At 56.0% G+C, this 23,469-nt stretch carries 23 protein-coding genes; 10 read left to right on the top strand and 13 right to left on the bottom strand.

Annotated elements, in window-relative coordinates; all coding sequences use genetic code 11:
- Positions 1–2: 2 nt before the first annotated feature.
- The 10 genes from ACOSDM_RS18135 to ACOSDM_RS18090 all read right to left on the bottom strand — a co-directional run bounded on the left by ACOSDM_RS18135 (position 3) and on the right by ACOSDM_RS18090 (position 10,005).
- The gene (locus tag ACOSDM_RS18135) at positions 3–587 is read right to left on the bottom strand and encodes a Maf family protein (RefSeq protein ID WP_420725979.1); all 585 of its coding nucleotides are present in this window, start codon (positions 585–587) and stop codon (positions 3–5) included.
- Between the two features lies 1 nt (position 588).
- Positions 589–1,029, bottom strand: a complete 441-nt coding sequence (locus tag ACOSDM_RS18130) for an arsenate reductase ArsC (protein WP_420725978.1) — start codon at positions 1,027–1,029, stop codon at positions 589–591.
- A 46-nt stretch (positions 1,030–1,075) separates the two neighbouring features.
- Entirely contained in the window at positions 1,076–1,570 is a 495-nt protein-coding gene (locus tag ACOSDM_RS18125; RefSeq protein WP_420725977.1) for a UPF0262 family protein, read from the bottom strand.
- A gap of 57 nt (positions 1,571–1,627) precedes the next feature.
- On the bottom strand, positions 1,628–2,947 hold the full coding sequence (gene hisD, locus ACOSDM_RS18120; protein ID WP_420725976.1) for a histidinol dehydrogenase: 1,320 nt from the start codon (positions 2,945–2,947) through the stop codon (positions 1,628–1,630).
- Positions 2,937–3,602 carry an ATP phosphoribosyltransferase gene (gene hisG / locus ACOSDM_RS18115; protein ID WP_420725975.1) on the bottom strand — a complete coding sequence of 222 codons (666 nt, stop codon included), beginning with the start codon at positions 3,600–3,602 and terminating at the stop codon, positions 2,937–2,939. Before hisG ends, hisD begins: the two co-directional genes overlap by 11 nt.
- 99 nt (positions 3,603–3,701) lie before the next feature.
- The gene (gene glmS, locus ACOSDM_RS18110) at positions 3,702–5,531 is read right to left on the bottom strand and encodes a glutamine--fructose-6-phosphate transaminase (isomerizing) (protein WP_420725974.1); all 1,830 of its coding nucleotides are present in this window, start codon (positions 5,529–5,531) and stop codon (positions 3,702–3,704) included.
- Between the two features lie 28 nt (positions 5,532–5,559).
- Positions 5,560–6,915, bottom strand: coding sequence for a bifunctional UDP-N-acetylglucosamine diphosphorylase/glucosamine-1-phosphate N-acetyltransferase GlmU (glmU, locus tag ACOSDM_RS18105; protein WP_420725973.1), 1,356 nt, complete (start codon positions 6,913–6,915; stop codon positions 5,560–5,562).
- Positions 6,916–7,058: 143 nt separating this feature from the next.
- Complete coding sequence (locus ACOSDM_RS18100; protein ID WP_420725972.1) at positions 7,059–7,274, bottom strand: hypothetical protein; 216 nt, start codon at positions 7,272–7,274, stop codon at positions 7,059–7,061.
- Positions 7,275–7,546: 272 nt separating this feature from the next.
- Entirely contained in the window at positions 7,547–9,169 is a 1,623-nt protein-coding gene (locus tag ACOSDM_RS18095) for a trimethylamine methyltransferase family protein (RefSeq protein WP_420725971.1), read from the bottom strand.
- A gap of 188 nt (positions 9,170–9,357) precedes the next feature.
- Positions 9,358–10,005, bottom strand: coding sequence for a PAS domain-containing protein (locus ACOSDM_RS18090; RefSeq protein ID WP_420725970.1), 648 nt, complete (start codon positions 10,003–10,005; stop codon positions 9,358–9,360).
- Between the two features lie 556 nt (positions 10,006–10,561).
- Between ACOSDM_RS18090 and ACOSDM_RS18085 the strand changes: the two genes are divergently transcribed.
- Positions 10,562–13,024: a GcvT family protein gene (locus ACOSDM_RS18085; RefSeq protein ID WP_420725969.1), complete on the top strand. Its 2,463-nt coding sequence runs from the start codon at positions 10,562–10,564 to the stop codon at positions 13,022–13,024.
- A 61-nt stretch (positions 13,025–13,085) separates the two neighbouring features.
- On the opposite strand, the gene ACOSDM_RS18080 is transcribed toward ACOSDM_RS18085, so the two are convergent.
- A complete protein-coding gene (locus ACOSDM_RS18080; RefSeq protein ID WP_420725967.1) occupies positions 13,086–13,559 on the bottom strand; it encodes an Lrp/AsnC family transcriptional regulator in 474 nt (157 codons plus the stop codon).
- A gap of 127 nt (positions 13,560–13,686) precedes the next feature.
- On the opposite strand from ACOSDM_RS18080, the gene rocF reads away from it, so the two are divergent.
- The 4 genes from rocF (at position 13,687) to ACOSDM_RS18060 (ending at position 17,476) form a co-directional block, all read left to right on the top strand.
- Positions 13,687–14,649 (top strand): arginase, encoded by a 963-nt coding sequence (rocF, locus tag ACOSDM_RS18075; protein WP_420725966.1) that lies wholly within the window; start codon positions 13,687–13,689, stop codon positions 14,647–14,649.
- Between the two features lie 23 nt (positions 14,650–14,672).
- Complete coding sequence (gene rocD, locus ACOSDM_RS18070; RefSeq protein ID WP_420725965.1) at positions 14,673–15,887, top strand: ornithine--oxo-acid transaminase; 1,215 nt, start codon at positions 14,673–14,675, stop codon at positions 15,885–15,887.
- A gap of 109 nt (positions 15,888–15,996) precedes the next feature.
- The gene (locus tag ACOSDM_RS18065) at positions 15,997–16,932 is read left to right on the top strand and encodes a methyltransferase domain-containing protein (protein WP_420725964.1); all 936 of its coding nucleotides are present in this window, start codon (positions 15,997–15,999) and stop codon (positions 16,930–16,932) included.
- A gap of 100 nt (positions 16,933–17,032) precedes the next feature.
- Positions 17,033–17,476 carry a DUF2948 family protein gene (locus tag ACOSDM_RS18060; protein WP_420725963.1) on the top strand — a complete coding sequence of 148 codons (444 nt, stop codon included), beginning with the start codon at positions 17,033–17,035 and terminating at the stop codon, positions 17,474–17,476.
- 70 nt (positions 17,477–17,546) lie between these two features.
- Here ACOSDM_RS18060 and ACOSDM_RS18055 read toward each other — a convergent pair whose 3' ends face one another.
- Positions 17,547–19,022, bottom strand: coding sequence for a peroxidase family protein (locus ACOSDM_RS18055; RefSeq protein ID WP_420725962.1), 1,476 nt, complete (start codon positions 19,020–19,022; stop codon positions 17,547–17,549).
- 258 nt (positions 19,023–19,280) lie between these two features.
- On the opposite strand from ACOSDM_RS18055, the gene paaA reads away from it, so the two are divergent.
- From paaA to paaE, 5 genes are read left to right on the top strand one after another with little or no spacing between them, the layout of a single operon-like run.
- Positions 19,281–20,258 (top strand): 1,2-phenylacetyl-CoA epoxidase subunit PaaA, encoded by a 978-nt coding sequence (gene paaA / locus ACOSDM_RS18050; RefSeq protein WP_420725961.1) that lies wholly within the window; start codon positions 19,281–19,283, stop codon positions 20,256–20,258.
- 21 nt (positions 20,259–20,279) lie between these two features.
- Entirely contained in the window at positions 20,280–20,573 is a 294-nt protein-coding gene (paaB, locus tag ACOSDM_RS18045) for a 1,2-phenylacetyl-CoA epoxidase subunit PaaB (protein WP_420725960.1), read from the top strand.
- Positions 20,574–20,576: 3 nt separating this feature from the next.
- Positions 20,577–21,350, top strand: a complete 774-nt coding sequence (gene paaC, locus ACOSDM_RS18040; RefSeq protein WP_420725959.1) for a 1,2-phenylacetyl-CoA epoxidase subunit PaaC — start codon at positions 20,577–20,579, stop codon at positions 21,348–21,350.
- Complete coding sequence (gene paaD, locus ACOSDM_RS18035) at positions 21,350–21,886, top strand: 1,2-phenylacetyl-CoA epoxidase subunit PaaD (RefSeq protein ID WP_420725958.1); 537 nt, start codon at positions 21,350–21,352, stop codon at positions 21,884–21,886. The genes paaC and paaD overlap by 1 nt, the downstream gene beginning before the upstream one ends.
- Positions 21,887–21,902: 16 nt before the next feature.
- Positions 21,903–23,006: a 1,2-phenylacetyl-CoA epoxidase subunit PaaE gene (gene paaE / locus ACOSDM_RS18030; RefSeq protein ID WP_420725957.1), complete on the top strand. Its 1,104-nt coding sequence runs from the start codon at positions 21,903–21,905 to the stop codon at positions 23,004–23,006.
- Between the two features lie 43 nt (positions 23,007–23,049).
- Here the strand turns inward: paaE and ACOSDM_RS18025 are convergent, their stop codons facing one another.
- Positions 23,050–23,325: a hypothetical protein gene (locus ACOSDM_RS18025; RefSeq protein WP_420725956.1), complete on the bottom strand. Its 276-nt coding sequence runs from the start codon at positions 23,323–23,325 to the stop codon at positions 23,050–23,052.
- Between the last annotated feature and the right edge of the window lie 144 nt (positions 23,326–23,469).

Below are 23,469 nucleotides of genomic sequence, written 5' to 3'. Positions count from 1 at the left end.
CGTTAATCCTCAAATCCGATAGATGTTAAGAGCGCTGCGGTCTCAAACAGGCCAAGACCGACCACATTGGAATAAGATCCGTTAATCCGGCGTATAAAGGCAGCAGCGCGCCCCTGAATGGCATAGCCACCTGCCTTGCCCTGCCATTCGCCAGAGGCCAGATAGGCGGCAATTTCTGTCTTATGCAGACGTTTGAAAACAACCGCAGTTTCAACCATCCGCGTCTTGACCGTTCCATCCGGGGCGATCAGCACGATACCGCCATATACCGTATGACGGCGACCAGATAATTGCTGCAGGCACTCCCGCGCGGTCTTTTCATCCTCTGCCTTTGGCAGGATTCGACGCCCCAGTGCCACCACCGTATCGGCGGCCAGAATGGCGGCGGAGTCGTCCAGACCGGCAGCGACCGCTTGCGCTTTCTCCAATGCCAGGCGGGCGGCATGGGGCCGCGGCAATTCTCCCCGCTGGGCAGATTCGTCGATATCCGCCGGATGCACAGCATCAGGCACAATCCCGATCTGGGCCAGTAAATCAAGACGGCGGGGGCTGGCAGAAGCCAGGATCAACTTTGGTTTAGCGTTCAAATCAGGATACCGGGAAAGTTTTTAAGAGACGTTGATGGATCTGGTCGCGCACTTGGCGATAGGCGTCAAGCCTCTGTTCACGACTGCCTTCAATGATGGACGGGTCGAATGTGTTCCAGAACACGACCTCACAGGCCATGGTGCGGGTCAATTCAACCGCATGGTGCTGGGCTTCCGGGGACAGGGCAATGATCGCGTCAAAGAAGGTATCTTCCAATTGATCGAAGGTCTTGGCGGTGTGCTTGGACATATCAACGCCAATTTCGGCCATGACTTCGACCATCATCGGGTCCAGCTCCCCACTGCGGGCGCCGACGCTGTCGACATAGATTTTCGTGCCATGCATTTTCTTCAACAATCCTTCGGCCATGGGGGAGCGAATAGAATTCATTGTGCAGCAGAACATCACCGCATCAGGCAGGTCGTCGGCTGAGAATATCATGCGCGCCCCTTCCCTGATCTCTGTTTCGCCTCGCCCCTTTTATCCGTTAACCGCGAATATGCAGGACACAGACCAGCGTAAACAGCCGCCGAGAGGTCGCTTTATCGATCTCAATTTTATCTTTCAGGGCATCGACCAAAACCTCCGCGCCCTCATTATGTAACCCGCGCCGCGCCATATCGATGGTTTCGATCTGGCTGGGGGAATGTTTCTTAATCGCGTCATAATAGCTTTCGCAGATCTGGAAATAGTCCCTGACGATGCTGCGAAACGGTGATAGCGGCAGCGAAACCGTAGTCAGATGCGCATCACCCTCGTCATCGATCTGGAACAGCACCCGTTTGCCATCCTCAATCGCCAGGCGCACCTTATAGGGACCGACATAATCGCCAATGGGCCGGAACCGGTTCATGTCCAACAGGTCATACATCGCGACCTTGCGCTCATGCTCCACCTCAACAGCACGGCGCACGACGCTTTTCTCGTCCAGCGTCAGGGCAACAATCTTATCGGTCGCGTCGTTGAAACTAGTGTCGCTCATCGTCGATACTCCCTTTGAATAGGCTGTCGGGCGGGAGTTTAATGCAGTCGCCACCGCTTAGCGAGACGGCATATTCAGGCGCAGCGCCACGGAAAGTCCGTGGGCACCCAGCCCTTCCGCCTCTGCCAGACGCACCGCAGCCGGGCCGATCTGAGTCAGGCTGTCTGCATCGCATTTCACGATGGAGGTCCGCTTCATAAAATCGACGACACCCAAGCCGCTGGAAAACCGCGCGCTGCGGGCCGTTGGCAGGACATGATTAGGCCCTGCAATGTAATCGCCAATGGCTTCTGGCGTATAGCGACCCAGGAAGATCGCACCGGCATTGCTGACCTTGTCACACAGGGCTTCCGGCTCTGCGACCGCCAGTTCCAGATGCTCCGGCGCGATGGCATCGATCAGCGGCACGGCAGCACCCAGGTCCGGCACAACAATGATCGCGCCGTGCTGGGTCCAGCTTTCCCCGGCGATAGCCTTGCGGGGCAATGTTTCCAGACGCCGCGCCACGGCGGCTTCGACCGCATCGGCAAAATCGGCACTGTCCGTGATCAGGATGGATTGTGCGGATGTGTCATGTTCGGCCTGGCTTAACAGATCGACAGCGATCCAATCAGGGTCGTTCTGTGCATCGGCGACCACCAGGATTTCTGACGGGCCCGCGATCATATCAATCCCCACCGTGCCGAAGACGCGACGCTTGGCCGCTGCGACATAGGCATTGCCCGGCCCAACGATGGTAGAGACCGGCTGTATCGTCTCTGTCCCATAGGCCAGCGCCCCTACGGCCTGAGCACCACCGATGCGATAGACCTCATCCACGCCAGCAAGCTTAGCCGCCGCCAGAACCAGCGGATTGGTTACATTATCAGGGGTTGGAACAACCATCACCAGCCGCTTCACCCCAGCGACCTTAGCAGGCAGGGCATTCATCAGAACGGAACTGGGATAGGCCGCCGTACCCCCCGGCACATACAGGCCAGCCGCAGCAACCGGCGTCCAGCGCGCGCCAAGGCGCACCCCGATCTCGTCCGTATAATCTAACCCGGCCGGCAGGGTCTTTTCATGGAAAGACCGAATCCGGTGTGCCGCCAGTTCCAGCGCATTGATCAATTCCGGATCACACGCATCCGCTGCCGCATCCAGGGCGGATTGAGGAATGCGCAAATCATCAACCGTGATCGCCACCCGGTCAAAGCGGTTGGTATAATCCACCACCGCCGTATCGCCCCGGCTGCGCACATCCTCCAGGATAGCCGCGACCGTGCGATCCACATCTTCATCCATCTCCCGCTTGCTGTGCAGCAGGTCATCGAAGGCAGCATAAAATCCCGGCGCATCAGCAAGCAACCGGCGAGATACGGGATAATCATGCGGCACGTTGTGCAACCTCCTGAAAACGACTGACCCAGCCGCCAACTTCTTCCGACCGGGTTTTCAAGGCGGCCCGATTGACGATCAGGCGCGAAGTGACCTCCGCCACGGTTTCAACCTCTACCAACCCGTTTTCCTTCAAGGTCCGGCCAGAGGAGACCAAATCAACGATGCGGCGACACAGGCCCATGCCCGGTGCCAATTCCATTGCCCCATTCAATTTGATACATTCGGCCTGCACACCCCGACGCGCGAAATGCTTGCGGGTGATGTTCGGGTATTTTGTGGCGACACGAATATGGCTCCACCGGCTGGGATCATCGCCGGCAACCAGCTCAGCCGGCTCTGCCACGGCAATGCGGCAATAGCCGATATTCAAATCCACCGGCGCATAGATTTCAGGATAGTCGAATTCCATCAGAACGTCATTGCCCGCAATGCCCAGATGCGCCGCGCCAAAGGCCACAAAGGTCGCCACATCAAAGCTGCGCACCCGGATAATCGACAGATTGGGTATATTGGTATCGAATTTCAGCAGTCGGGACGACGGATCATCAAAGGCCGGTTCCGGCACAATGCCAACACCGTCCAGCACCGGGCGCAACTCGTCCAATATCCGCCCTTTCGGCAGGGCCAGCACCAAAGGTTCATTCGCGGTCATAACGAAAATTCCGGATCAACGGTGAAACAGGGCCGTTACATGGCACACCGCCCCCCCGGTTTCCAGTGTTTATCTGACGCTGGCAGCAAAATGAAGCCGTTACTCCACCGTCACAGCCTTTGCCAGATTGCGGGGTTGATCGACATCCGTGCCCTTGATGACAGCGGTGTGATAGGCCAGCAATTGCACCGGGATGGTATACAGGATTGGTGCGACATAGGGGTCGACCTTAGGCAGTTCGATACTGGCAAAGGGTTTTGCCATGCGGGTCATTTTAGCAATACCATCGGCATCGGACAGGAAGATAACGCGCCCGCCCCGGCTGACCATTTCCTGCACATTGGATGCCGTCTTCTCAAACAGCGGGCCAGAAGGCGCGATCATGATGATCGGCACATTTTCTTCGATCAGCGCGATGGGGCCATGTTTCATCTCACCCGCCGGATAGCCTTCGGCGTGGATGTAGGAGATTTCTTTCAGCTTCAAGGCCCCTTCCAAGGCGATGGGGAAAGAGGAGCCGCGCCCCATGAAAAAAACGTCCCGCGCCTTGGCAACCGTCTGCGCGATCTCACGGATATACTCATCATGCACCAGAACTTCGGCAGCACGACCAGGCACTTCCGCCAGCGCAGCGGCCAGAACAGCCTCCCGCTCCCGCGACAAGGTGCCCCGCGCCTTTGCGATGGCAATCGCCAGACAGGACAGAACCGTCAATTGCGTGGTGAAAGCCTTGGTCGAAGCGACCCCGATTTCGGGACCGGCCAATGTCTGGAGCACCGCATCGGAACTGCGCGCAATGGTCGATTCCGGCACATTGATGATGGACAGGATATGTTGCCCTTCGCGCCTGGCATACCGCAGGGCTTCCAGCGTATCCATCGTCTCCCCAGATTGGCTGATGAACAGGGCCAGGCCATCCTTAGGCAATGGGGTTTCACGATAGCGCAATTCGGATCCGACATCGACTTCGACCGGCAGGCGCGCCAATTCCTCAATCCAGTATTTCGCGACGCATCCGGCATAGGACGCCGTGCCACAGGCCCCAATGGTAATTTTGGAAATCCCAGCCAGATCAAAGGGCAGGTCCGGCAGGGTTATGGTCTGGGTCGCCGGGTTCAGCATGGAATGCAGGGTATCGCCGATCACGGCGGGTTGTTCATGAATTTCCTTCTGCATGAAGTGCTGATAATTACCCTTGCCGATCATTGCACCAGACACGGCGGTTTCAACGATCTTTCGGGTGACGGGGGCACCATCGGTGTCAAAGACTTCCGCCCCTTTGGGGGTCACGACGGCCCAATCGCCCTCTTCCAGATAGCTGATACGCCGGGTCATCGGGGCCAGCGCCAGGGCATCGGAGCCAAAAAACATCTCCCCATCGCCATAGCCAATGGCCAGGGGACTGCCGCGCCGCGCGCCGATCATCACGTCTGGGTGGCCCGCAAAGATCATCACCAGGCCAAAGGCCCCTTCCAGCATGGGCACGGTGCGCGCCACGGCCTCTTTCGGGCTGAGGCCCTGATTCAGGAAATCGGTGACCAGATGCGCGACAACTTCGGTGTCGGTTTCACTGGTATAGACGACATCCTTATCGGCCAGCCCCTCCCGCAATTCCTGATAATTCTCGATAATGCCATTATGGACGATGGCAACGCGATCCGTCGCATGGGGATGGGCATTCCCCTCTGATGGTACACCATGGGTGGCCCAGCGGGTATGACCGATCCCTGTCGTGCCAGACAGCGGGGTATCCTCCAGCACTTTTGCCAGATTGTGCAATTTTCCAGGCGCGCGGCGGCGGTCGATTGCATCCCCCACCAGGGTTGCGATACCCGCCGAGTCATAGCCGCGATATTCCAGGCGCTTCAAACCATCGACCAGGATGGGCGCGACCTGTGATTTCCCTAAAATGCCAATAATACCGCACATAAATTATCGTCTTTCCAGAATGAAAGGTTCAGGTTTTCTTCAGCGCCTCTTTACGCGCCTTCAGGCGGGCGCGCAATTTGGCGGCCAGGCCGGGCAGGTCCCGCTGGTCGCCCCGCGCAATGGACAAGGCATCGGGCGCAACCGTGCGGGTAATCGTGGATCCCGCGCCGATGGTTGCGCGTGCGCCAATCGTTACCGGCGCAACCAGGGCACTGTTGGAGCCGATAAAGGCCTCCGCCCCAATGACTGTTTGATGCTTCAGGTATCCATCATAATTGCAGGTAATGGTGCCAGCCCCGATATTGGCGCGTTCGCCAACAGTAGCATCGCCGATATAGCTGAGATGGTTCGCCTTGGCCCCTGCCGCGAATGTCGCATTCTTGACCTCGACAAAATTGCCGATCCGCGCTTCCTCACCGATATCAGCACCCGGGCGCAGCCGCGCATAGGGACCCACCACCGCGCCCCGCCGAATGACACAGCCTTCCATATGACTGAAGGCCTTGATGGTCACATCACCCTCGACCACAACATTGGGACCAAAGACGACATTCTGACCGATGGTAACGTCCTGGCCCAGCACGGTATCCCAGGAAAAATAAACCGTCTGGGGGTCCTGTAATGTCACCCCAGCATCCATCGCGGCCAGCCGGGCACGGGCCTGCCATTGCGCCTCAGCAGTCGCCAATTCGCTGCGGGAATTGATCCCCCGTAACTCTTCCTCTTGCGCCAGAATGACGCGACAGGACAAATCCTGTGCACGGGCGATGGCGACAATATCGGTCAGGTAATATTCGCCCTTCACATTGTCATTGCCGATGCGATCCACCAGATCGAACACGCGCGCGGCGTCAATCGCCATTACGCCGGAATTGCACAGGCCGATCTTGCGGGTCGCATCATCGGCATCATTGTATTCAACAATCGCCTGCAGGTCGCCCGAAGGATCAACAACCAACCGGCCATACGCGCCTGGATCTTCGGGTTCGAATCCCAGCACGACAACTGCCGCGCCAGCCTCGCGCTCCTCTACCATCGCAGCCAGGGTCTGGGGCGCAATAAAAGGCGTGTCGCCAAACACAACCAGAACAGTGCCGCGTTCGACTGTTTCCAAAACCGGCCGCGCCGCCTTCAGGGCATCCGCAGTGCCCAACTGTTCCTTTTGCAGGACGGTCGGGACGGGTGCCACCGCCTGGGTCACGCTGTCCATATCCGGGCCGACAACCACCGCGCACTGTTCCGCACCCAATTGCTGTATCGCCGCCAACAAATGCCCAACCAGCGATTTTCCTGCAATTTCATGCAGCACCTTCGGGCGGGCGGATTTCATGCGTGTGCCCTTCCCGGCGGCAAGGATCACGGCGGCAATCGGATGTTCAGACATAGGGCGAAACCAAGCTTGCAGAAGTTCCGGAAACGATTCTACATCGTGTAGGCAGAATACCTGCCATAGACCAAGGCTTGGGCCAAGTCACAAGGTGTTTCAAGCCATGTCGGATTGTTACAATATTTTACAGGGGCTGCCGATTATTTCTTGGGCATCAACGTGTCTAACAGATCCAGAACCTTACGGCGCTTTTCAGAACTTAAGCCTTCCAGACCATCACTGATCGCCAATTGCATGTCCAAACTATAGACACCTCGCAACCGACCCGCCCGCACCAGGCTGTCGGCCAGTTCATGCCCCAGCTCCAACGACAGCTTGTCACGGACTTCTGAAATCTGATCGTTCTTAGTCACCATGCTCTGCCCCAATCCACCCACAGAGACGAGTAGTCTTAGAAATCTAAGCCTATTACAAGATTCTGTTCAAGGGGGTTAAAAATCGGGCAAACTGAGACACAAATCTGGGCTTAATCATTGATAACATGGTTAATTTTTTAAACCGCATTTAACGAGCACCAATCAAATTTGCCGAATCTGACATCATGGCGAAAAAGCAAAAGCCGGATGACACAACAGAATATGCAGCATCATCCGGCTTAAGCTTGACTGAATGTAACTATGCGGGCGGATTAATAGCTCGCGTCGGGCATCGACTCTTTGCGCTGTTTGATGAAGTCCAGCAGAGCCTCGTCAACCGCAGGATCAATGGCCGGGGGAATATAGTCGTTCAACATCTTCTTCCAGCGCGCATTTGCCCGTTGATTCATATCCAGGCTGCCTTCCGCCTCCCATTGTTCATAGGAATTGTTGTCCGCCAGTGGGGAGCGATAGAAGGCGGTTTCAAAATTCCGCTGTGTGTGGTTACAACCCAGATAGTGCATGCCCGGCCCAACTTCGCGGATGGCATCCATGGCCTGGCCGTTTTCTGTCATGTCCACACCGTCCAACAAACGCACCAGCATTGCGGCCTGATCCGCATCCATGACAAATTTTTCGTATCCCATGGACAGACCGCCTTCCAGCCAGCCTGCGGTATGCAGCATGAAATTCACGCCCCCCAAAGCCGCAGTCTGCAATGTGTTGGCCGATTCATACGCCGCCTGCGCATCGGCAATCTTGGACGCGGTGAAACCACCGCCCGAGCGGAACGGAACACCCAGACGCCGCGCCAATTGTGCCGCCCCATACAGCACCAGCGATGGTTCCGGTGTGCCAAAGGTCGGCGCGCCCGACTGCATGGAAATAGACGATGCAAACGTACCAAAGATTGTCGGTGCGCCGGGCCGAACCACCTGTGTCAGGGCCATCCCGGCCAAAGCCTCAGCATAAAGCTGCGTCAATGTCCCCAGCACCGTGACCGGGCTCATCGCGCCTGCCAGAATGAAGGGAGAGATTACCGTTGCCTGATTGTTGCGGGCATAGACCTTCAAGGCACCCAGCATCGTATCATCCCAAACCATGGGAGAATTCGCATTGATCAGATTGATCACCACGCAATTCTGATCGACGAAGTCTGCGCCAAACAGGATCTTGCACATATCGACGGTATCTTGCGCCCGTTCCGGTGCCGTGACCGACCCCATGAACGGTTTGTCAGACCAGCGCATATGGCTGTAGACCATATCAAGGTGACGCTTATTCACGGGAATATCGACAGGCTCACACACCGTTCCGCCGGAATGATGCAGGCCGGTCGACATATAGGCCAGCTTCACGAAATTACGGAAATCCTCAATCGTGCCATAGCGACGCCCCTTATCCAGGTCGCGCACGAAGGGGGGGCCATAGGCCGGGACTAGAACTGTGTTCCCCTCCCCCATTTTAACCGTGCGGGCAGGATTGCGTGCATGCTGGGTAATCAGCGACGGGGCCGTATCCTGAACAAGCTTTTTGCACAGACCTTTTGGGAAATGCACCCGTTCGCCCTGCACGTCACAGCCCTGATCGCGCCACATCTGCAGGACTTCTTCGTCACCGCGAAAATCCAGGCCGATTTCTTCCAGAACGGTGTCTGCGTTGCGTTCAATCAGATCCAGGCCATCTTCATCCAGCAGATTGAAGTAACCGATCTTGCGGGTGATATAGGCGGGCGCCCCTAAGTCGCCGGTTGCACGCGCTGCCTGACGGGCGGCGCGACCACTGCCACCGCCGCGCCCATGACGCCGCGCACCGGACTCCGTACCTGCATCTGTCGCAGACCCTGCGCCAGCCGACGTATCGAGCAAATTGTCACCCATCATCATCCCTTTCATCGTCACCCTTATGGATGACTTATCGACCAACCATTACAGTCTTGCCGCTGTGTCTGGATCGTCTGACAGCCAACAGCAGAACCGTATGGGGACGTTATTGCGCGTCCTGTCGGTTCAGACGTGCGAAATCGCGACTTACTTATCGTCAAGCCGCGTCATTCGATCCATAACCAGTCTTAAATCAAGGATCAGAAAGAAAAGGTTGAGGTCTCGCCTTGACCGTATCCCGGCGAAATCAGGATTGGGACACTAAGCCCCAGAATGCGAGAAACGGATTGTGACTCATCACACAACGGCACAAGAAAACGCTCCCACTCCACAATCGCCTCGGCTCTTCTCAACCGATGCTTGGTATACAGGGGCTGTTTGCTCTGAAGTATGGCCCGGTAGCACGTCATAAGATAGGCACGGCAGGACGGACTGGCCGGCAGGTCGGACACGAGACGCCCAGTCCAGTCAAACCCGATAAAATCTGCAACACGACTGCCAAAAACCCGGAACTGAAAATCTTCGCCACCGTCGATGACATCCATATACATCATGAACCCCATCGCGGCGCGAAACTTAAAAACATCGAAATCATTGACGTTTGGTACAGCATTTGGCTGGGGACTTGGCATTTCAGACCATGCCTCGTAGAAACGCTGCATCATCAAGCTTGGCAGGCCATCCTTATCAGGTGCCCATGTCAGAGTTAATGGCTCATGCGTATCGCTCTGAAAATGCGAAAAAACGGCATCAGCGTCGCCTTGCAACAAGGCATTCAGAACGCCCGGCGCTACGCAATAGTCGTTTCCATCACGCTCTTCTGGCACTGTCTGGTTTACATGTACCATTGATTGAATTCACCTCAACAAAATTGAATCGTTTGATCGCTTCGGCAAGCCAATGCAGGCCGCGCGGAAATGCGATAAACCACGTCCAACACAATTTCAGGGCGATTGAATTTGCCCCCCCAAAAAACCGTATTCGAACTGTGTTCAGGAATCAACCAGCATTATACTTTAAATGTTATAATGTATAATTCCTGATACATTGACCTTAATTCTTTTCTGGATAAAAACTCACTAAAACATCCAGAACTTCGCCCTTGAACAATAATTTATGCACCAACTGAACCACGAAAAACAACACCACCCTAAGATAGAATTATCGTTTTTTCGACACAGGTTGTCGGGCACCCTGGAACCAACAGGGCGCGCCCTAAATATCAGCGCTGTTTCGGTGATATTCATTTAAGAATCTACAAAGATGTGGCGTAGGATTTGGTGTGAACGTCGCAAACGTGAAAGCGATATCCAACTGTATTCAACATTCTGCGCATCGTAAACAGCACACGAACCGAAGGGGTCGGTCAGACCTCTCGGACCATTGGGAAGGGTCGCTTTCATCATGCAAAGCCATGCACGGGTAGTCGTTATTGGGGGAGGCGTAGTTGGCGTTTCCGCATTGTATCATCTGGCCAAAAAGGGCTGGAGCGATGTCGTGCTGTTGGAACGCAAAGAGCTGACATCCGGGTCCACCTGGCATGCGGCGGGCTTGTTGCCATTGTTTAACATGAGCTATTCCGTCGGTCAGGTTCACAAATATTCTGTAGACTTTTATCAGGAGCTTCAGAAAGAGACCGGCCAGGATGTCGGCTTTGCCAAGGTATCCAATATCCGCCTAGCACAGACTCAGGACCGAATGGACGAATACCGCCAATATGCCGGTGTCGCGGCAACAATCGGTATCAATGTCGAATTTCTGACCCCGAAACAGGTCAAGGAAATCTGGCCCTTATGCAACATTGATGGCCTGGTCGGTGCGATCCAGCATCCGGATGACGGTTATATTCAGCCTGCTGACCTGACCATGGCTTTGGCACAGGGCGCACGATCCCGTGGGGCGACGATCCACCGGAACACTGCGGTGACCGCCATTACCCGCACCCCGTCTGGCGAATGGTGCGTCCATACCGACAAGGGCACGATTACCTGCGAACACATCATCTCTGCGACGGGCAGCTTTGCCCGCCAGACTGGCGCGATGGTTGGCCTGGACATTCCGGTCATTCCGGTGGAACACCAGTATATCGTAACAGACGACCACCCCGATCTGGTTGCGCGCAAAGACCAGGGCCTGCCGGAATTAGGCGTACTGCGGGATTCCGATAATCAGTGGTATATGCGCCAGGAAAAGGGCGGCCTGATCCTGGGCCCCTATGAGAAAGGTGCGCCTGCCTGTTATGTCGACGGCCCGTCGGCGGAGTGTGAATACGAATTGTTTCAGGAAGACTTGGACCGATTGGAACCTCATATCGAAGGCGCGATGTTCCGAGTTCCCGCCTTCGGAGAAGTGGGCGTCAAGAAAGTCTATAACGGCGCAATCTGTTATACGCCCGACGGCAATCCCATCATCGGACCGGCCTGGGACCGCCCGAATTTCTGGCTGTCAGAAGGCCACAGCTTCGGCATCACTGCCGCCGGTGGCGCGGGCTGGCAATTGGCCGAATGGATTGTCGAAGGCGAACCCACCATCGACATGCTGGGCGTTGATCCCCGTCGCTTCGGCGATTACGCGACCAAATCCTATTTGGTAGAAAAGAATGAAGAAGCCTATAATCACGTCTTCATCACCCATTATCCAGACGAAGAGCGCCCCGCCGCGCGCCCGCTGCGCCGCACACCGATCTATGACCGCCTGAAAGATCTGGGCGCGGTATTCGGTGCCAGCTTCGGCTGGGAACGTGCCAATTTCTACGCCCCTGAAGGAACACCACAGACGGACCATTATTCCTTCCGGCGCTCTAAATGGCACGATGCGGTTGGCCTGGAATGCAAAAACGTGATGGATAATGTCGGCATCCTGGACATGACCGGTTTTGCAAAATGCCGCATCTCCGGCCCAGGTGCCGAAGCCTTCCTGGACCATCTAGTCGCCAATAAGCTGCCCAAAAAGATCGGTCGGCTGGGCCTTGCCCATTCACTGAGCGTCCGTGGTGGCGTGCATTCGGAATTCACCATCCTTCGGGAAGAACCGGATTACATGACCGGCGACCCCAGCTTCTATATCGTGTCGGCCGGGGCGTATCAGCGTCTGGACCATGACTGGATCAAGAAGCATATGCCAACCGACGGATCGGTCCGGTTCGACAGCCTGACCAATTCCATGGGTGTTCTGGTTATCGCAGGTCCCAAGGCCCGCACCTTGATGCAGCGTGTCAGCCCGCGCACGGATTTCTCCAACAAGGGCTTCCCCTGGCTGTCCAGCCAGAATATCGATGTAGGCAATGCCCCCTGCCGGGCAGCGCGCGTCAACTTTGTCGGTGAATTGGGCTGGGAATTGCATCACCCGATCGAATATCAGGTCCATATCTTTGATAAGCTGATGGCGGCGGGTGCCGATCTGGGGATCAAGCCCTTTGGGATCCGCGCCATGGACTGCCTGCGCATCGAAAAATCCTATCGCCTGCCAGGCCGTGAGCTTTCCATTGAATATGCGGCGTTGGAATCCGGCCTGGATCGCTTCGTTCACCTGGATAAGGGCGATTTCCTGGGCCGCGATGCCCTGGCGGCCTGGAAAGACCGGGGCTTCAAATGGGCCTTCACAACACTGGAAGTGCATGACACAACAGACGCCGATGCATTGGGATCAAACCCGATCACCTTGAACGGGGATGTCGTGGGTCGTTGCACATCGGGCAATTATGGCTTCCGGCTGGAAAAATCCCTGGCGCTGGCCATGATCCGCCCGGACCTGACCAAGCCCGGCACGGAACTGGAAATCGAAATCCTGGGCAAAGTTCATCGCTGTACCGTTGTGGAAGAAAGCCCCTTCGATCCGGATAACACCCGCCTGCGCGCAGACGGCTAGTCTTACGCAATAATGGGCTGCCGGGATGGATCAATGCCACCCGGCAGCCTTTTTTATGCGGTTACTTCAGCAGCGTTTCCAGCGGCAACCCTGCGAATTCTTTGGTTCTGTCCAGGACGACATGGCTGGATATACGGACCTTTGCCGAACCGTCTTCGATCTGGCGCTCACTGATGCGGTGATAATCAGCAATGCTGCGACAGACGAACCACAGCATATAGTCAAAATCGCCGCTGACCTTAAAGCACTGAACAATTTCAGGGATTGCCGCAACCTGCGCCTCAAAGGCACGGTAATCCTGATGGCTGGCAGTATCCAGGCTGACAGTCGTCAGGACCATCACATTCGGGCACAACCTATCCAGGTCAACCTGCGCAATGAATGGCCCGATAACCCCATCGCCTTCCAGCTTGCGAAACCGCTGTAAGCAGGGGCTGGGCGACAGGCCGACCCTATCCGCAAGGGCCTGGTTCGTGATCCGACCATTGCGCTGAATTTCAGTAACAATCCGCAGGTCCGTCGCGTCCACAGCCATACCGCATTTCCTTTCTATAACACCCAATGCAACAGCAGAATCTGCCGTAAATGACCGACAGATAAATGGGATATTTTGACCAGTCTCTGCCATAATCCCCTTCATTCATGGATGGAGAGCTTACGATATGGCTAAAAACGCTGCAAAAGATTCTATCGCATCCCCCCCGAAGATATCCCTGATTGGCGCGCCCAGCGATATCGGGGCCGGTCATCGTGGGGGGTCCATGGGACCGGAAGCGCTGCGGGTTGCAGGACTGCTGCAGGCCTTGACCCGCATGGGCTATGATGTGGAAGATCGCGGCAACCTGAACGGGCCGATCAATCCTGACACGCCACCGGTCAACGGATATCGCCATCTGCCGGAAACCATTGAATGGTGCACCGCGGTGCGCGATGGCGTTTATGGCATCCTGAAAGATGGCCGAATGCCGATCCTGCTGGGTGGCGATCATGCCTTGGCGATTGGATCCTTGTCTGGCATTGCCACCTACTGTGCGGAGCGTGGGGAAGACTATTCCGTCCTGTGGCTGGACGCCCATGCCGATTACAATACCGCCGATGTCTCCCCCAGCGGCAATATCCATGGCATGCCCCTGGCCGTCGCATCGGGCTACGGTCCAGAAGGACTGACAGGGCTGGGGCCGAAAACCCCGTTCCTGAATCCAAAGCGCGTGGTGCAGGTCGGCATCCGATCCGTGGATTCGATTGAAAAGAAACTGGTTGTGGCGTCTGGCATGGATGTGCACGACATGCGTCGCATCGACGAAAACGGCATGCGCCAGACGATGAGCGACGCCCTGGACAAACTGGCCAGCCTGGGCGGGCATGTTCATGTCAGCTTCGATGTGGATTTTCTGGATCCATCGATCGCACCAGGCGTTGGGACGACGGTGCCAGGCGGGCCAACCTATCGCGAAGCACAGCTGTGTATGGAAATGATTCATGACAGCGGCTTGATGCGGTCCCTGGACCTGATGGAGCTAAACCCGGCTTATGACGTGAAAAATGCCACCGCCGATCTGACGGTTGATCTGGTTGAAAGCCTGTTTGGACAGCAGATCCTCAGCCGCACGGATTCCGCACTGTAAATTTGTTTTTTTAGGAGTGATTTATGATGAACGCTGTTGCCGAAACCACTGATTTTCTGGCTGTTGAATCCGAATTGGGGGCCCACAACTACAAACCCCTGGATGTTATCCTGACCAAGGGCGAAGGAGTCTGGGTCTGGGATGTGGATGGAAAGAAATATCTGGATTGTCTGGCTGCTTATTCCGCCGTCAATCAAGGGCATTGTCACCCGCGCATTCTAAAGGCGATGGTCGATCAGGCATCCAAATTGACGCTGACATCGCGCGCCTTTCGCAATGATCAACTGGCCCCGTTTTATGAAGAAATCTGCGCCCTGACCAATTCATCCAAGGTGCTGCCCATGAACAGCGGCGCCGAAGCGGTCGAAACCGCTGTGAAATGCGTGCGCAAATGGGGCTATGAGGTCAAAGGCGTTGCAGAGAACCAGGCGGAAATCATTGTCTGTAACAATAACTTCCACGGGCGCACCTTAAACATCGTTGGCTTTTCCACCGATCCGTCGGCGCGCAAGAATTTTGGCCCCTTCGCGCCCGGCTTTCGGGTTGTGCCATTCGGAGACGCCGCTGCGCTAGAGGCCGCCATTACACCCAACACCGTGGCTTTCCTGGTCGAACCCATTCAGGGCGAGGCAGGCGTCATCATCCCCCCCGAAGGCTATATTCAGGCCGTGCGAGAGATTTGCACACGGCATAACGTCATGCTGATCCTGGACGAAATCCAAACCGGGCTGGGCCGCACGGGCAGGCTGTTGGCGGAAGAACATGAAGGCGTGGTTGCGGACCTGACACTGGTTGGCAAGGCCCTGTCTGGGGGCTTCTATCCAATCTCTGCCGTACTCTCCAACTCCGAAGTGCTGGGCGTATTGAAGCCCGGTCAGCATGGCAGCACCTTTGGCGGCAATCCCCTGGCCTGTGCCATTGCCCGTGAATCCCTGAAGGTTCTGGTCGAAGAGGGCATGATTGAAAATTCCGCCAAACAGGGCGCGTATTTTCTGGAAGGTCTTAAAAAAATCCGCAACAACGCCATCCGGGACGTGCGCGGGCGCGGCCTGATGCTGGCCGTGGAATTTCACCCGGAGGCAGGCGGCGCGCGGCGCTACTGTCTTGAATTGAAGGAATTGGGCATCCTGTGCAAGGAAACCCACGAACACACCATCCGCTTTGCCCCACCCCTGACCATCACCCGCGATGAAGTCGACTGGGCACTGGAGCGGATTGAGCGCGTCCTGACCCAGTAACACGTCAATTCCGGTATCGGCCGCATCTTGTTTTGGGTTGTGTTCAAACAGCAAACAGATGACTGTGCCTGCATTACAGACAGGCGCCCTTCCAACCCAAGATGGTGTAATGCTTTCAAATTTACAGACCCGAATTAAGCTGCTGTTCAAGCTGCCGATCGCCGTTTCGATTGTCCGAATTCTTGGTAAACTGGGCATTCAGAATTCGACCCTGCGGCGGATCGACTTTCTATCTGCGCCCGATGCCAGCAGGCCAACCAAGGCAACGGAGATTCTGTTCCACTGGATGGACCAGGTCGGGGCCAATCCCAGCGAAGTTTTAAAGAAGGCAGCAGGCGGGACCGTTCTGGAAATCGGATGTGGACGCTATGCCGGTTTCGCCCCCATTGCGACACTGTGCAACGCATCCAGGTATATTGGGATTGATCCAGGTTTGGACCCCGCTGTTCTGAAACACCGCAAGGTCGCGACGGGTTATTTCCTGCCAGGACTTGAGCAATCGTCACAATACCTGCGAAAACATCAGACTGGGCTACCTCAACTCCCCTCCCCGGACATAAAAACACTCAATCAACTCTATCAGATTTGTGATTTCCGAAGGGCGGGAATTGTGGAGGCGATGAGCACAGGTGAACAGGTAGATTTGTGCCTATCGATTTCCTGCCTGGAACATATTCAGGGGTTTGAGGAGGCTGCAAAAACAATGGCCGCCCTATCCAAACCCGATACGCTGCATATCCATATCGTTAATTTTTCCAACCACTTGTCCAAAGACAAACCTTTCCAGGGGCTCTACGACAGACCCTTCCCGGAATTTGCCAAGGCGCATAGTGACCTGATCAATGGGCTGCGTGTAACGGATTTGGAACAGATCTTTGAAAACGCAGGCTTATCTTTGCAAATGATTCCCTTGGATATCGGGCCGGATGCCCTGCCTGATTCCATTGATTCCTACTGGACCGAGAAATACAATCTTGACGCACTGTCCACGCGCGTTGCGATGTTCACCACGCTGCCGGTAAAGCAAAACCCTGCTGCACGGTAGCTTACCCACTCTGTCGCTAATGATTTGCCCCCCTCGACACTGCTGGTGGTAGCTTGTACAGTTCGGAATGAATCGCAGTTTGCTTGGGGGAGTATCTCGTATGATCACCGCTGACGCCGCGCCACTCCGCTTGCGGGCGTTTGACCTTGAGGATTTGGGGGTTGTCTCCAGCATGGTGCAGGATGCGCTGGTCCCGGGTCGTGATATGAAATATCTGTCGGAAGAGCGCAGCTTTATGCTGGCGCTGAACCGATTCCAATGGGAATCTGCGGGCGATACGCCCCCCTATAGCCGCAGCCATGCGGGTCTGCGGTTCGATCATGTAACCCATGTGTCACGGCGCGGCATTGGACCCGACAGCGCAGATAAAATCTTCGCCCTGCTGGCCATCGCCTATCACGACAATGCTGTGATGCTGACTTTCTCGGGCAATGCGGCAATCCGCCTGACGGTCGAGAAACTGGCGATTGGATTGACCGATCTGGGCACACCCTGGCCGACGCAATGGAAGCCTGGGCACGATCCCGATGCCAGGGCAGACTAAACGCTGCCACAGCGGCTCAATCGCGACGACGAGAGAATCCGACCAGCATGTCCAAGCCTGCAACGCGCCTTCACTGCGTCGAGAATAGTATCTTACCAATCGTATCAAGCACATGGCCGCTGGCGAGATTTACCGCGTCTGGACGCCAATTGCGATTAGCTCCCAGGAAGCTGCGCGAATCCAATTCCTGCAGGCCAATCAGAACTTCGGCGACGATGCGTGCGCCAACCGGCCCAAGCCCCTCGCATTTGTCAAACACGCCTGGCGCCGTCTCGCGCCCAATTACCTCCGCCTCCGCCAGGATATAGAGCCAAAGCGGCGCGCCCTGAATGACGCTATTACTTGATAGGTCGGTTATCGCCGCCATCACCGTATCGATCTCGCTTTGTGGTCGATCCATCGCCACTGCTACCGTCTCTCCTGCCGGGAGCCTTAGACTGTTGCCGCGCAACAGATTTCGGGTCGCCAGCGACGAGACACCGGACTGGACGAAGGGTAAATCCAGCAGATCGCTCGCCAGTTGTGTATCCAGAGCGGCGGCGCGTTGGAACTCGATGTCGGCACCAACGTCCAATAGCGCCGACCAATTCACAATCGCGTCTTCGCTAGTAACCGGTGAAAAGCCGCGCCCCAGGGCTGGTCCGAAGAATTTGTGCTTGTTGTTATGTTGCTTGGTGGCGATTTCCTGTGGCACCATGGAGTGACCGAAACGATAGGCGGCGACCGAAAATTCCACCGGAATGAAAGGAACCTCTGGGCAGTAGAATTGCCGCCCATGAGTTAGGATATTCTCCACCATTGGGCGTCCGCACATCGCCACCATAAAGTCGAAAACCACCGCCCATTGATAATGCCATGTGGTTTTCCGGCGCGCCTCCTCATACAAGTCTTTCCCTTCAATCGTGCCCTTGCCTGCCTCCTGATACTCCTTGATGACACGCCGACAGTTCTGATTGTGGAAGCGTATCATGCCTAATTGCATCTGACTGACGATGCGGTTTTCGTCATTGCGCGGATCGCCGATAATCGCAGAACCGCGATCACCGTCATTGCCGTTGGGCGACCGCAAAAGGTCATTGTTGACCAGAGGATCGTCGCCCGGTTCGGCCTGACCGGTCAGCAATTCAGCGCCGGCCAAATCACCATTCTGTCGATACAAATAGGGATGCGCCTCCGGGCCATCGCCATAGATGCAATCCAGATCTAGCGTCGGGGTTCTCACATTCTCCAATGTGTCCACCGGCAACACTGTTTCGAAATTCGACGTCGTATCCAAAGTGATGTCATGATCGATAAATTGTCCGAAAATCACCATACCCGCAGCGACGTCAGACTTCTTCTTTTTCCCAGCATCGTCCATGGGCCCACCTTTGGCGCCGATATCATGCAGAACGCTGGCCGGCACGTAAGACGGCGGTAACTGCGGAAACATGCGACCAAAACGGTCTTCCCGATGCGACTCTGAATGACTGTGATGGACGCAGAATGCGTCGATGCCTACGAGGGGCACCAAACCATGATAGTGCTTCTGATCCCCTTTGCTCATGATCCGCTCTCCTGATGCAATAGTTGTTTCTTCGTTCTTGAATCCCCACCCAAGCTTCTGAAGGTTACCACAAGAAAGCTTCAAAATTGTTATAATTAAATTTTAACCGTATAAGTACACAATATTCGAAAATCACTAATGATTTAAACGGCTTTCCATGGCCCGCACGATCTTTATGAAATGATACAAAATTATTGAATAATTCTCCGAAAAGTGTATCATAATGAAAATTGAAACTTCCACATTTAGGACTCGATCATGGCCGACGCTCAGGAACTGTCCCAAAACGATATGCGAGGCACAGCGCGGTTTCAGGCGTTGTTGGACGCCGAAGAAAAGATCGAACCCCGGGACTGGATGCCAGACGGCTATCGCAAATTGCTGGTCCGTCAAATCTCTCAACATGCGCATTCCGAAGTGGTGGGCATGCTGCCGGAAGGAAACTGGCTGACCCGCGCGCCGACGCTGAAGCGCAAGGCCGTGCTGCTGGCAAAAATTCAGGACGAGGCTGGGCACGCCCTATATCTCTACAGCGCCTGCGAAACTCTGGGCACACCCCGCGATGACACGATTGAGGCGCTGCACGACGGGCGTGCGAAATATTCTTCCATCTTTAACTATCCGACCCCGACCTGGGCCGATATCGGTGCCATTGGCTGGCTTGTGGATGGGGCTGCCATCGTTAATCAGGTGATGTTGTGCCGCTGTTCCTATGGCCCCTATGCCCGCGCGATGGAGCGGATTTGTAAGGAAGAGAGTTTCCACCAGCGTCAAGGCTATGAAATCATCACCACCATGGCCAAAGGCACACCGATTCAAAAGAAGATGGTGCAGGATGCACTGAACCGCTGGTGGTGGCCGTCGTTGATGATGTTCGGCCCCCATGACAGCGAGTCGACCCATGGCAATCAAAGCACCGAATGGAAGATCAAGCGGCGCTCCAATGACGAGTTGCGCCAGCACTTTGTCGATATGACCGTGCCCCAGGCGGAAATCCTGGGCCTGACCGTCCCGGACCCGGATTTGAAATGGAATGAGGACCGTGGCCATTACGATTTTGGCCCGATCGATTGGGACGAATTCAAACGGGTGCTGAAAGGCGGCGGCCCGGTTGGCAGAGAACGCATCGCCGCACGCCGCAAGGCCTGGGAAGATGGGGCCTGGGTGCGCGAAGCCGCAACCGCCCATGCCGAAAAGCGCCGCCAACGGGCCCAGACCGCGCAAGCTGCCGAATAAATATAAGACAGAGGAAACATCATGTCCGCATCTTCAAGAGATTGGCCCTTGTGGGAAATCTTCATCCGCAGCCGCCAGGGCTTAAGCCACAAACATGTTGGGTCCCTGCAGGCCGTCGATGTCGAAATGGCGATCCAGAATGCCCGCGACGTCTATACCCGCCGCCGCGAGGGGGAGAGCATCTGGGTCGTGAAATCCAGCGATATCCATGCTTCCCAACCCGAAGAGCGTGGTCCCTTCTTTGACCCCGCAGATGACAAGATTTTCCGCCACCCGACCTTCTATACGGTGCCAGACGGCGTGGAGAATATGTAAGCCATGGCAACAGATACCAAAATCGACCGCAAAACCCTGACCGAGTATTTACTGCGTTTGGGCGATACCAGCCTGATCCTGGGCCACCGCCTGAGTGAATGGTGTGGTCATGGCCCGGTGCTGGAAGAAGACATCGCCCTCTCCAACATCGCGCTGGACCTGATCGGTCAGGCACGCCTGATCTATGATTATGCCGGACAGGTTGAAGGCGAAGGCCGGGATGAAGATGCGCTGGCCTTTACCCGCGATGTCACCGATTGGCGCAATCTGCTGCTGGTAGAACAGCCCAATGGCGATTTTGCGGTCACCATGGCACGGCAATTCCTGATCGACTGCCTGAATGTCGAACTGTTCGCAGCGCTGAGCAAAAGCAGTGATGCGCAACTGGCTGCCGTCGCCGCAAAAAGCCTGAAAGAAGTGACCTATCACCGCCGCCATTCCGGGGAATGGGTCATCCGCCTGGGCGACGGCACAGACGAAAGCCACAACCGCATTCAGCAGGCCTTTGATCATCTGTGGATCTTTGTCGAAGAACTGTTCGAAGAAGATGCGGTGGATGCCGCCATTATTCAGGCCGGGATCGGCCCGTCGGTAAAAAGCCTGCGCCCCGCCTGGGACACAATGGTTGACCGGGTGTTTGCAGAGGCTGGACTGACCCGCCCGACCAGCGACTTCCCGCGCTCAGGCGGCCACAAGGGCGAACATTCCGAATATCTGGGCTATATCCTGGCGGAACTGCAATTCATGCAGCGCGCCTATCCGGGGATGACCTGGTAATGACCCGTGTTACCGCTCTGGATGACCACCGCCCCTCCCCCGCAGAAGCCGCAATCTGGCATCTGCTTGAGGAGGTGCCGGACCCGGAAGTCCCCGCCCTGACCGTTCTGGACCTGGGCGTCGTGCGCATGGTTAGCGTGGGGGATAGGGGCCAGGTGTCTCTGGACGTGACGCCAACCTATTCCGGCTGTCCGGCGACCGCAGCGATCAATATGGCGATCCGCGACCGGCTGTTGCAGGCGGGTTATGAGGATGTGCAGATCAAGACCGTGCTATCCCCCGCCTGGACCAGCGATTGGATCAGTGCGGCGGGCAAGGAAAAGCTGCGCGCCTATGGTATTGCGCCGCCGGTTGGAACCGCTGCGGGCGAAGGCGCTGGGCGCGGCATCCTGTTTGGTGCAGACCCTAATGTCCCCTGCCCCCATTGCGGCAGCGTCCAGACCCAACGGGTCAGTGAATTCGGCTCCACGGCCTGCAAGGCACAATATCGCTGTACCGACTGCCTGGAACCCTTCGAATACTTCAAGTGCATTTAGCTCAGGAGCCCCTTGAATGGTCGCGTTTCACCCTCTTACCGTGATTGATATCCGCCGCGAAACCGAAGAGGCGGTCTCCATCCTGTTTTCCGTTCCGCCTGCACTGCGGGACGCCTATCGCTTTGCGCCGGGCCAATATCTGACCCTGCGCACCCGGATTGAGGGCGAGGAACTCCGCCGCAGCTATTCCATATGCAGCGGTATCAACGACAATGAATTGCGTGTCGCGGTGAAGACGGTGCCAGAGGGCAAATTCTCCCATTTCGCCAACGCGCATCTGGCCGTCGGCGATACGCTGGATGTCATGACACCCGACGGTCGCTTCACCGCCCCCATCGAACCGGAGAAGGCCAAGCGCTATCTGATGATCGCCGCGGGCAGTGGCATCACCCCGATCCTGTCGCTGGCGAAAACCTATTTGCACGCAGAGCCAAAGAGCCAGGTCACCCTGATCTATGGCAATAAATCTGCGGCCTCTATCCTGTTTCTGGAAGACTTGCAGGGGTTAAAAGACACCTATCCGACCCGGTTCAGCCTGATCCACATTCTCAGCCGCCAGCCGCGCGAAGTCCCGCTGTTCAATGGCCGCATTGACCGGGAAAAGTGCCGGGCCCTGTTCTCCGGACCCGGCGCACCGGTAGACCCGGTCCAGGCCGATGAAGTGTTCCTCTGTGGCCCCCAGGGCATGGTGGACGACGCCACCGCCGCCCTGTCCGAAGCGGGCGTTGCGCTAAAAAAAATCCACACCGAACTTTTCACCCCCGCCGATGGCGGTGCCGCCATCGCCAAAGCCCGCGCCCAGCGCGCAGAGCGCCTGAGCACAGAAGACCGCGCCAAACTGCGCCATGTCACGGTGATCTATGACGGTATCGAAATCGAACTGGATCTCGCCTCAGACGGCATCCCCATCCTGGACGCCGCCATGGAACGCAGCGCAGATATCCCCTATTCCTGCAAAGGCGGCATGTGCTGCACCTGCCGCTGCAAAGTCCTGGTCGGCGACGTCGCCATGGACGTCAACTACGCCCTGACCAAAGAAGAAACCGACGCCGGCTTCGTCCTCGCCTGCCAGTCCCACCCGATGACCGACGAGGTGGTACTGGATTTTGATGTGAAGTGAGGGGGGATCCAAAAAAATAGGTCAAAAAGTAATTACTTACGGACTATGTCAATCTAGTTCTGAGATGCGCGGGAAGATATCCAATCACAACAACTTGATCTTCTTCGTCCCAAAAAAAATAAATTCTCAGGCAGTTTCTTTGATCCTTATCATTACCTTTTTTCAAATGCTTGACTAATTCCCGTTTTCTTCCATTGTAATCTACAAAATACTCATCCCCAAATTCGCCTGACCGGGCCCCAGAAAATGTATTTGAAAGTTCAATGCCAAGATGTTTAGTCTGCTGGGAAAAATCATCTTGTCCCCCACTAATTTTCATTTCTCGATACTCTTTTGCTAGGCTCAGGACCCATAAACTGGGTTCCCTTGGCGCTGCAAATCTGATTCAGACCTTCCATGAACAAGGAGGTTCTGATGAGCACTCATCACTTTTGGCTATCGGATTCACAATTCGAGCGTCTTC

The organism is Hwanghaeella sp. LZ110 (assembly GCF_048892525.1).
In the GTDB taxonomy this organism is placed as follows: Bacteria; Pseudomonadota; Alphaproteobacteria; order UBA8366; family Aestuariispiraceae; genus Pacificispira.
Note: the sequence above shows the minus strand (reverse complement) of the source record. Positions and strands in the feature narration are given on the sequence as shown.

Bases quoted from the DNA above. Each gene is read 5' to 3' on its own strand.
- ACOSDM_RS18130 (WP_420725978.1), bottom strand. From the start codon at position 1,029: ATGATATTCTCAGCCGACGACCTGCCTGATGCGGTGATGTTCTGCTGC.
- ACOSDM_RS18125 (WP_420725977.1), bottom strand. From the start codon at position 1,570: ATGAGCGACACTAGTTTCAACGACGCGACCGATAAGATTGTTGCCCTG.
- hisG (WP_420725975.1), bottom strand. From the start codon at position 3,602: ATGACCGCGAATGAACCTTTGGTGCTGGCCCTGCCGAAAGGGCGGATA.
- glmS (WP_420725974.1), bottom strand. From the start codon at position 5,531: ATGTGCGGTATTATTGGCATTTTAGGGAAATCACAGGTCGCGCCCATC.
- glmU (WP_420725973.1), bottom strand. From the start codon at position 6,915: ATGTCTGAACATCCGATTGCCGCCGTGATCCTTGCCGCCGGGAAGGGC.
- ACOSDM_RS18100 (WP_420725972.1), bottom strand. From the start codon at position 7,274: ATGGTGACTAAGAACGATCAGATTTCAGAAGTCCGTGACAAGCTGTCG.
- ACOSDM_RS18095 (WP_420725971.1), bottom strand. From the start codon at position 9,169: ATGAAAGGGATGATGATGGGTGACAATTTGCTCGATACGTCGGCTGGC.
- ACOSDM_RS18090 (WP_420725970.1), bottom strand. From the start codon at position 10,005: ATGGTACATGTAAACCAGACAGTGCCAGAAGAGCGTGATGGAAACGAC.
- ACOSDM_RS18085 (WP_420725969.1), top strand. From the start codon at position 10,562: ATGCAAAGCCATGCACGGGTAGTCGTTATTGGGGGAGGCGTAGTTGGC.
- ACOSDM_RS18080 (WP_420725967.1), bottom strand. From the start codon at position 13,559: ATGGCTGTGGACGCGACGGACCTGCGGATTGTTACTGAAATTCAGCGC.
- rocF (WP_420725966.1), top strand. From the start codon at position 13,687: ATGGCTAAAAACGCTGCAAAAGATTCTATCGCATCCCCCCCGAAGATA.
- rocD (WP_420725965.1), top strand. From the start codon at position 14,673: ATGATGAACGCTGTTGCCGAAACCACTGATTTTCTGGCTGTTGAATCC.
- ACOSDM_RS18065 (WP_420725964.1), top strand. From the start codon at position 15,997: ATGCTTTCAAATTTACAGACCCGAATTAAGCTGCTGTTCAAGCTGCCG.
- ACOSDM_RS18060 (WP_420725963.1), top strand. From the start codon at position 17,033: ATGATCACCGCTGACGCCGCGCCACTCCGCTTGCGGGCGTTTGACCTT.
- ACOSDM_RS18055 (WP_420725962.1), bottom strand. From the start codon at position 19,022: ATGAGCAAAGGGGATCAGAAGCACTATCATGGTTTGGTGCCCCTCGTA.
- paaA (WP_420725961.1), top strand. From the start codon at position 19,281: ATGGCCGACGCTCAGGAACTGTCCCAAAACGATATGCGAGGCACAGCG.
- paaB (WP_420725960.1), top strand. From the start codon at position 20,280: ATGTCCGCATCTTCAAGAGATTGGCCCTTGTGGGAAATCTTCATCCGC.
- paaC (WP_420725959.1), top strand. From the start codon at position 20,577: ATGGCAACAGATACCAAAATCGACCGCAAAACCCTGACCGAGTATTTA.
- paaD (WP_420725958.1), top strand. From the start codon at position 21,350: ATGACCCGTGTTACCGCTCTGGATGACCACCGCCCCTCCCCCGCAGAA.
- paaE (WP_420725957.1), top strand. From the start codon at position 21,903: ATGGTCGCGTTTCACCCTCTTACCGTGATTGATATCCGCCGCGAAACC.
- ACOSDM_RS18025 (WP_420725956.1), bottom strand. From the start codon at position 23,325: ATGAAAATTAGTGGGGGACAAGATGATTTTTCCCAGCAGACTAAACAT.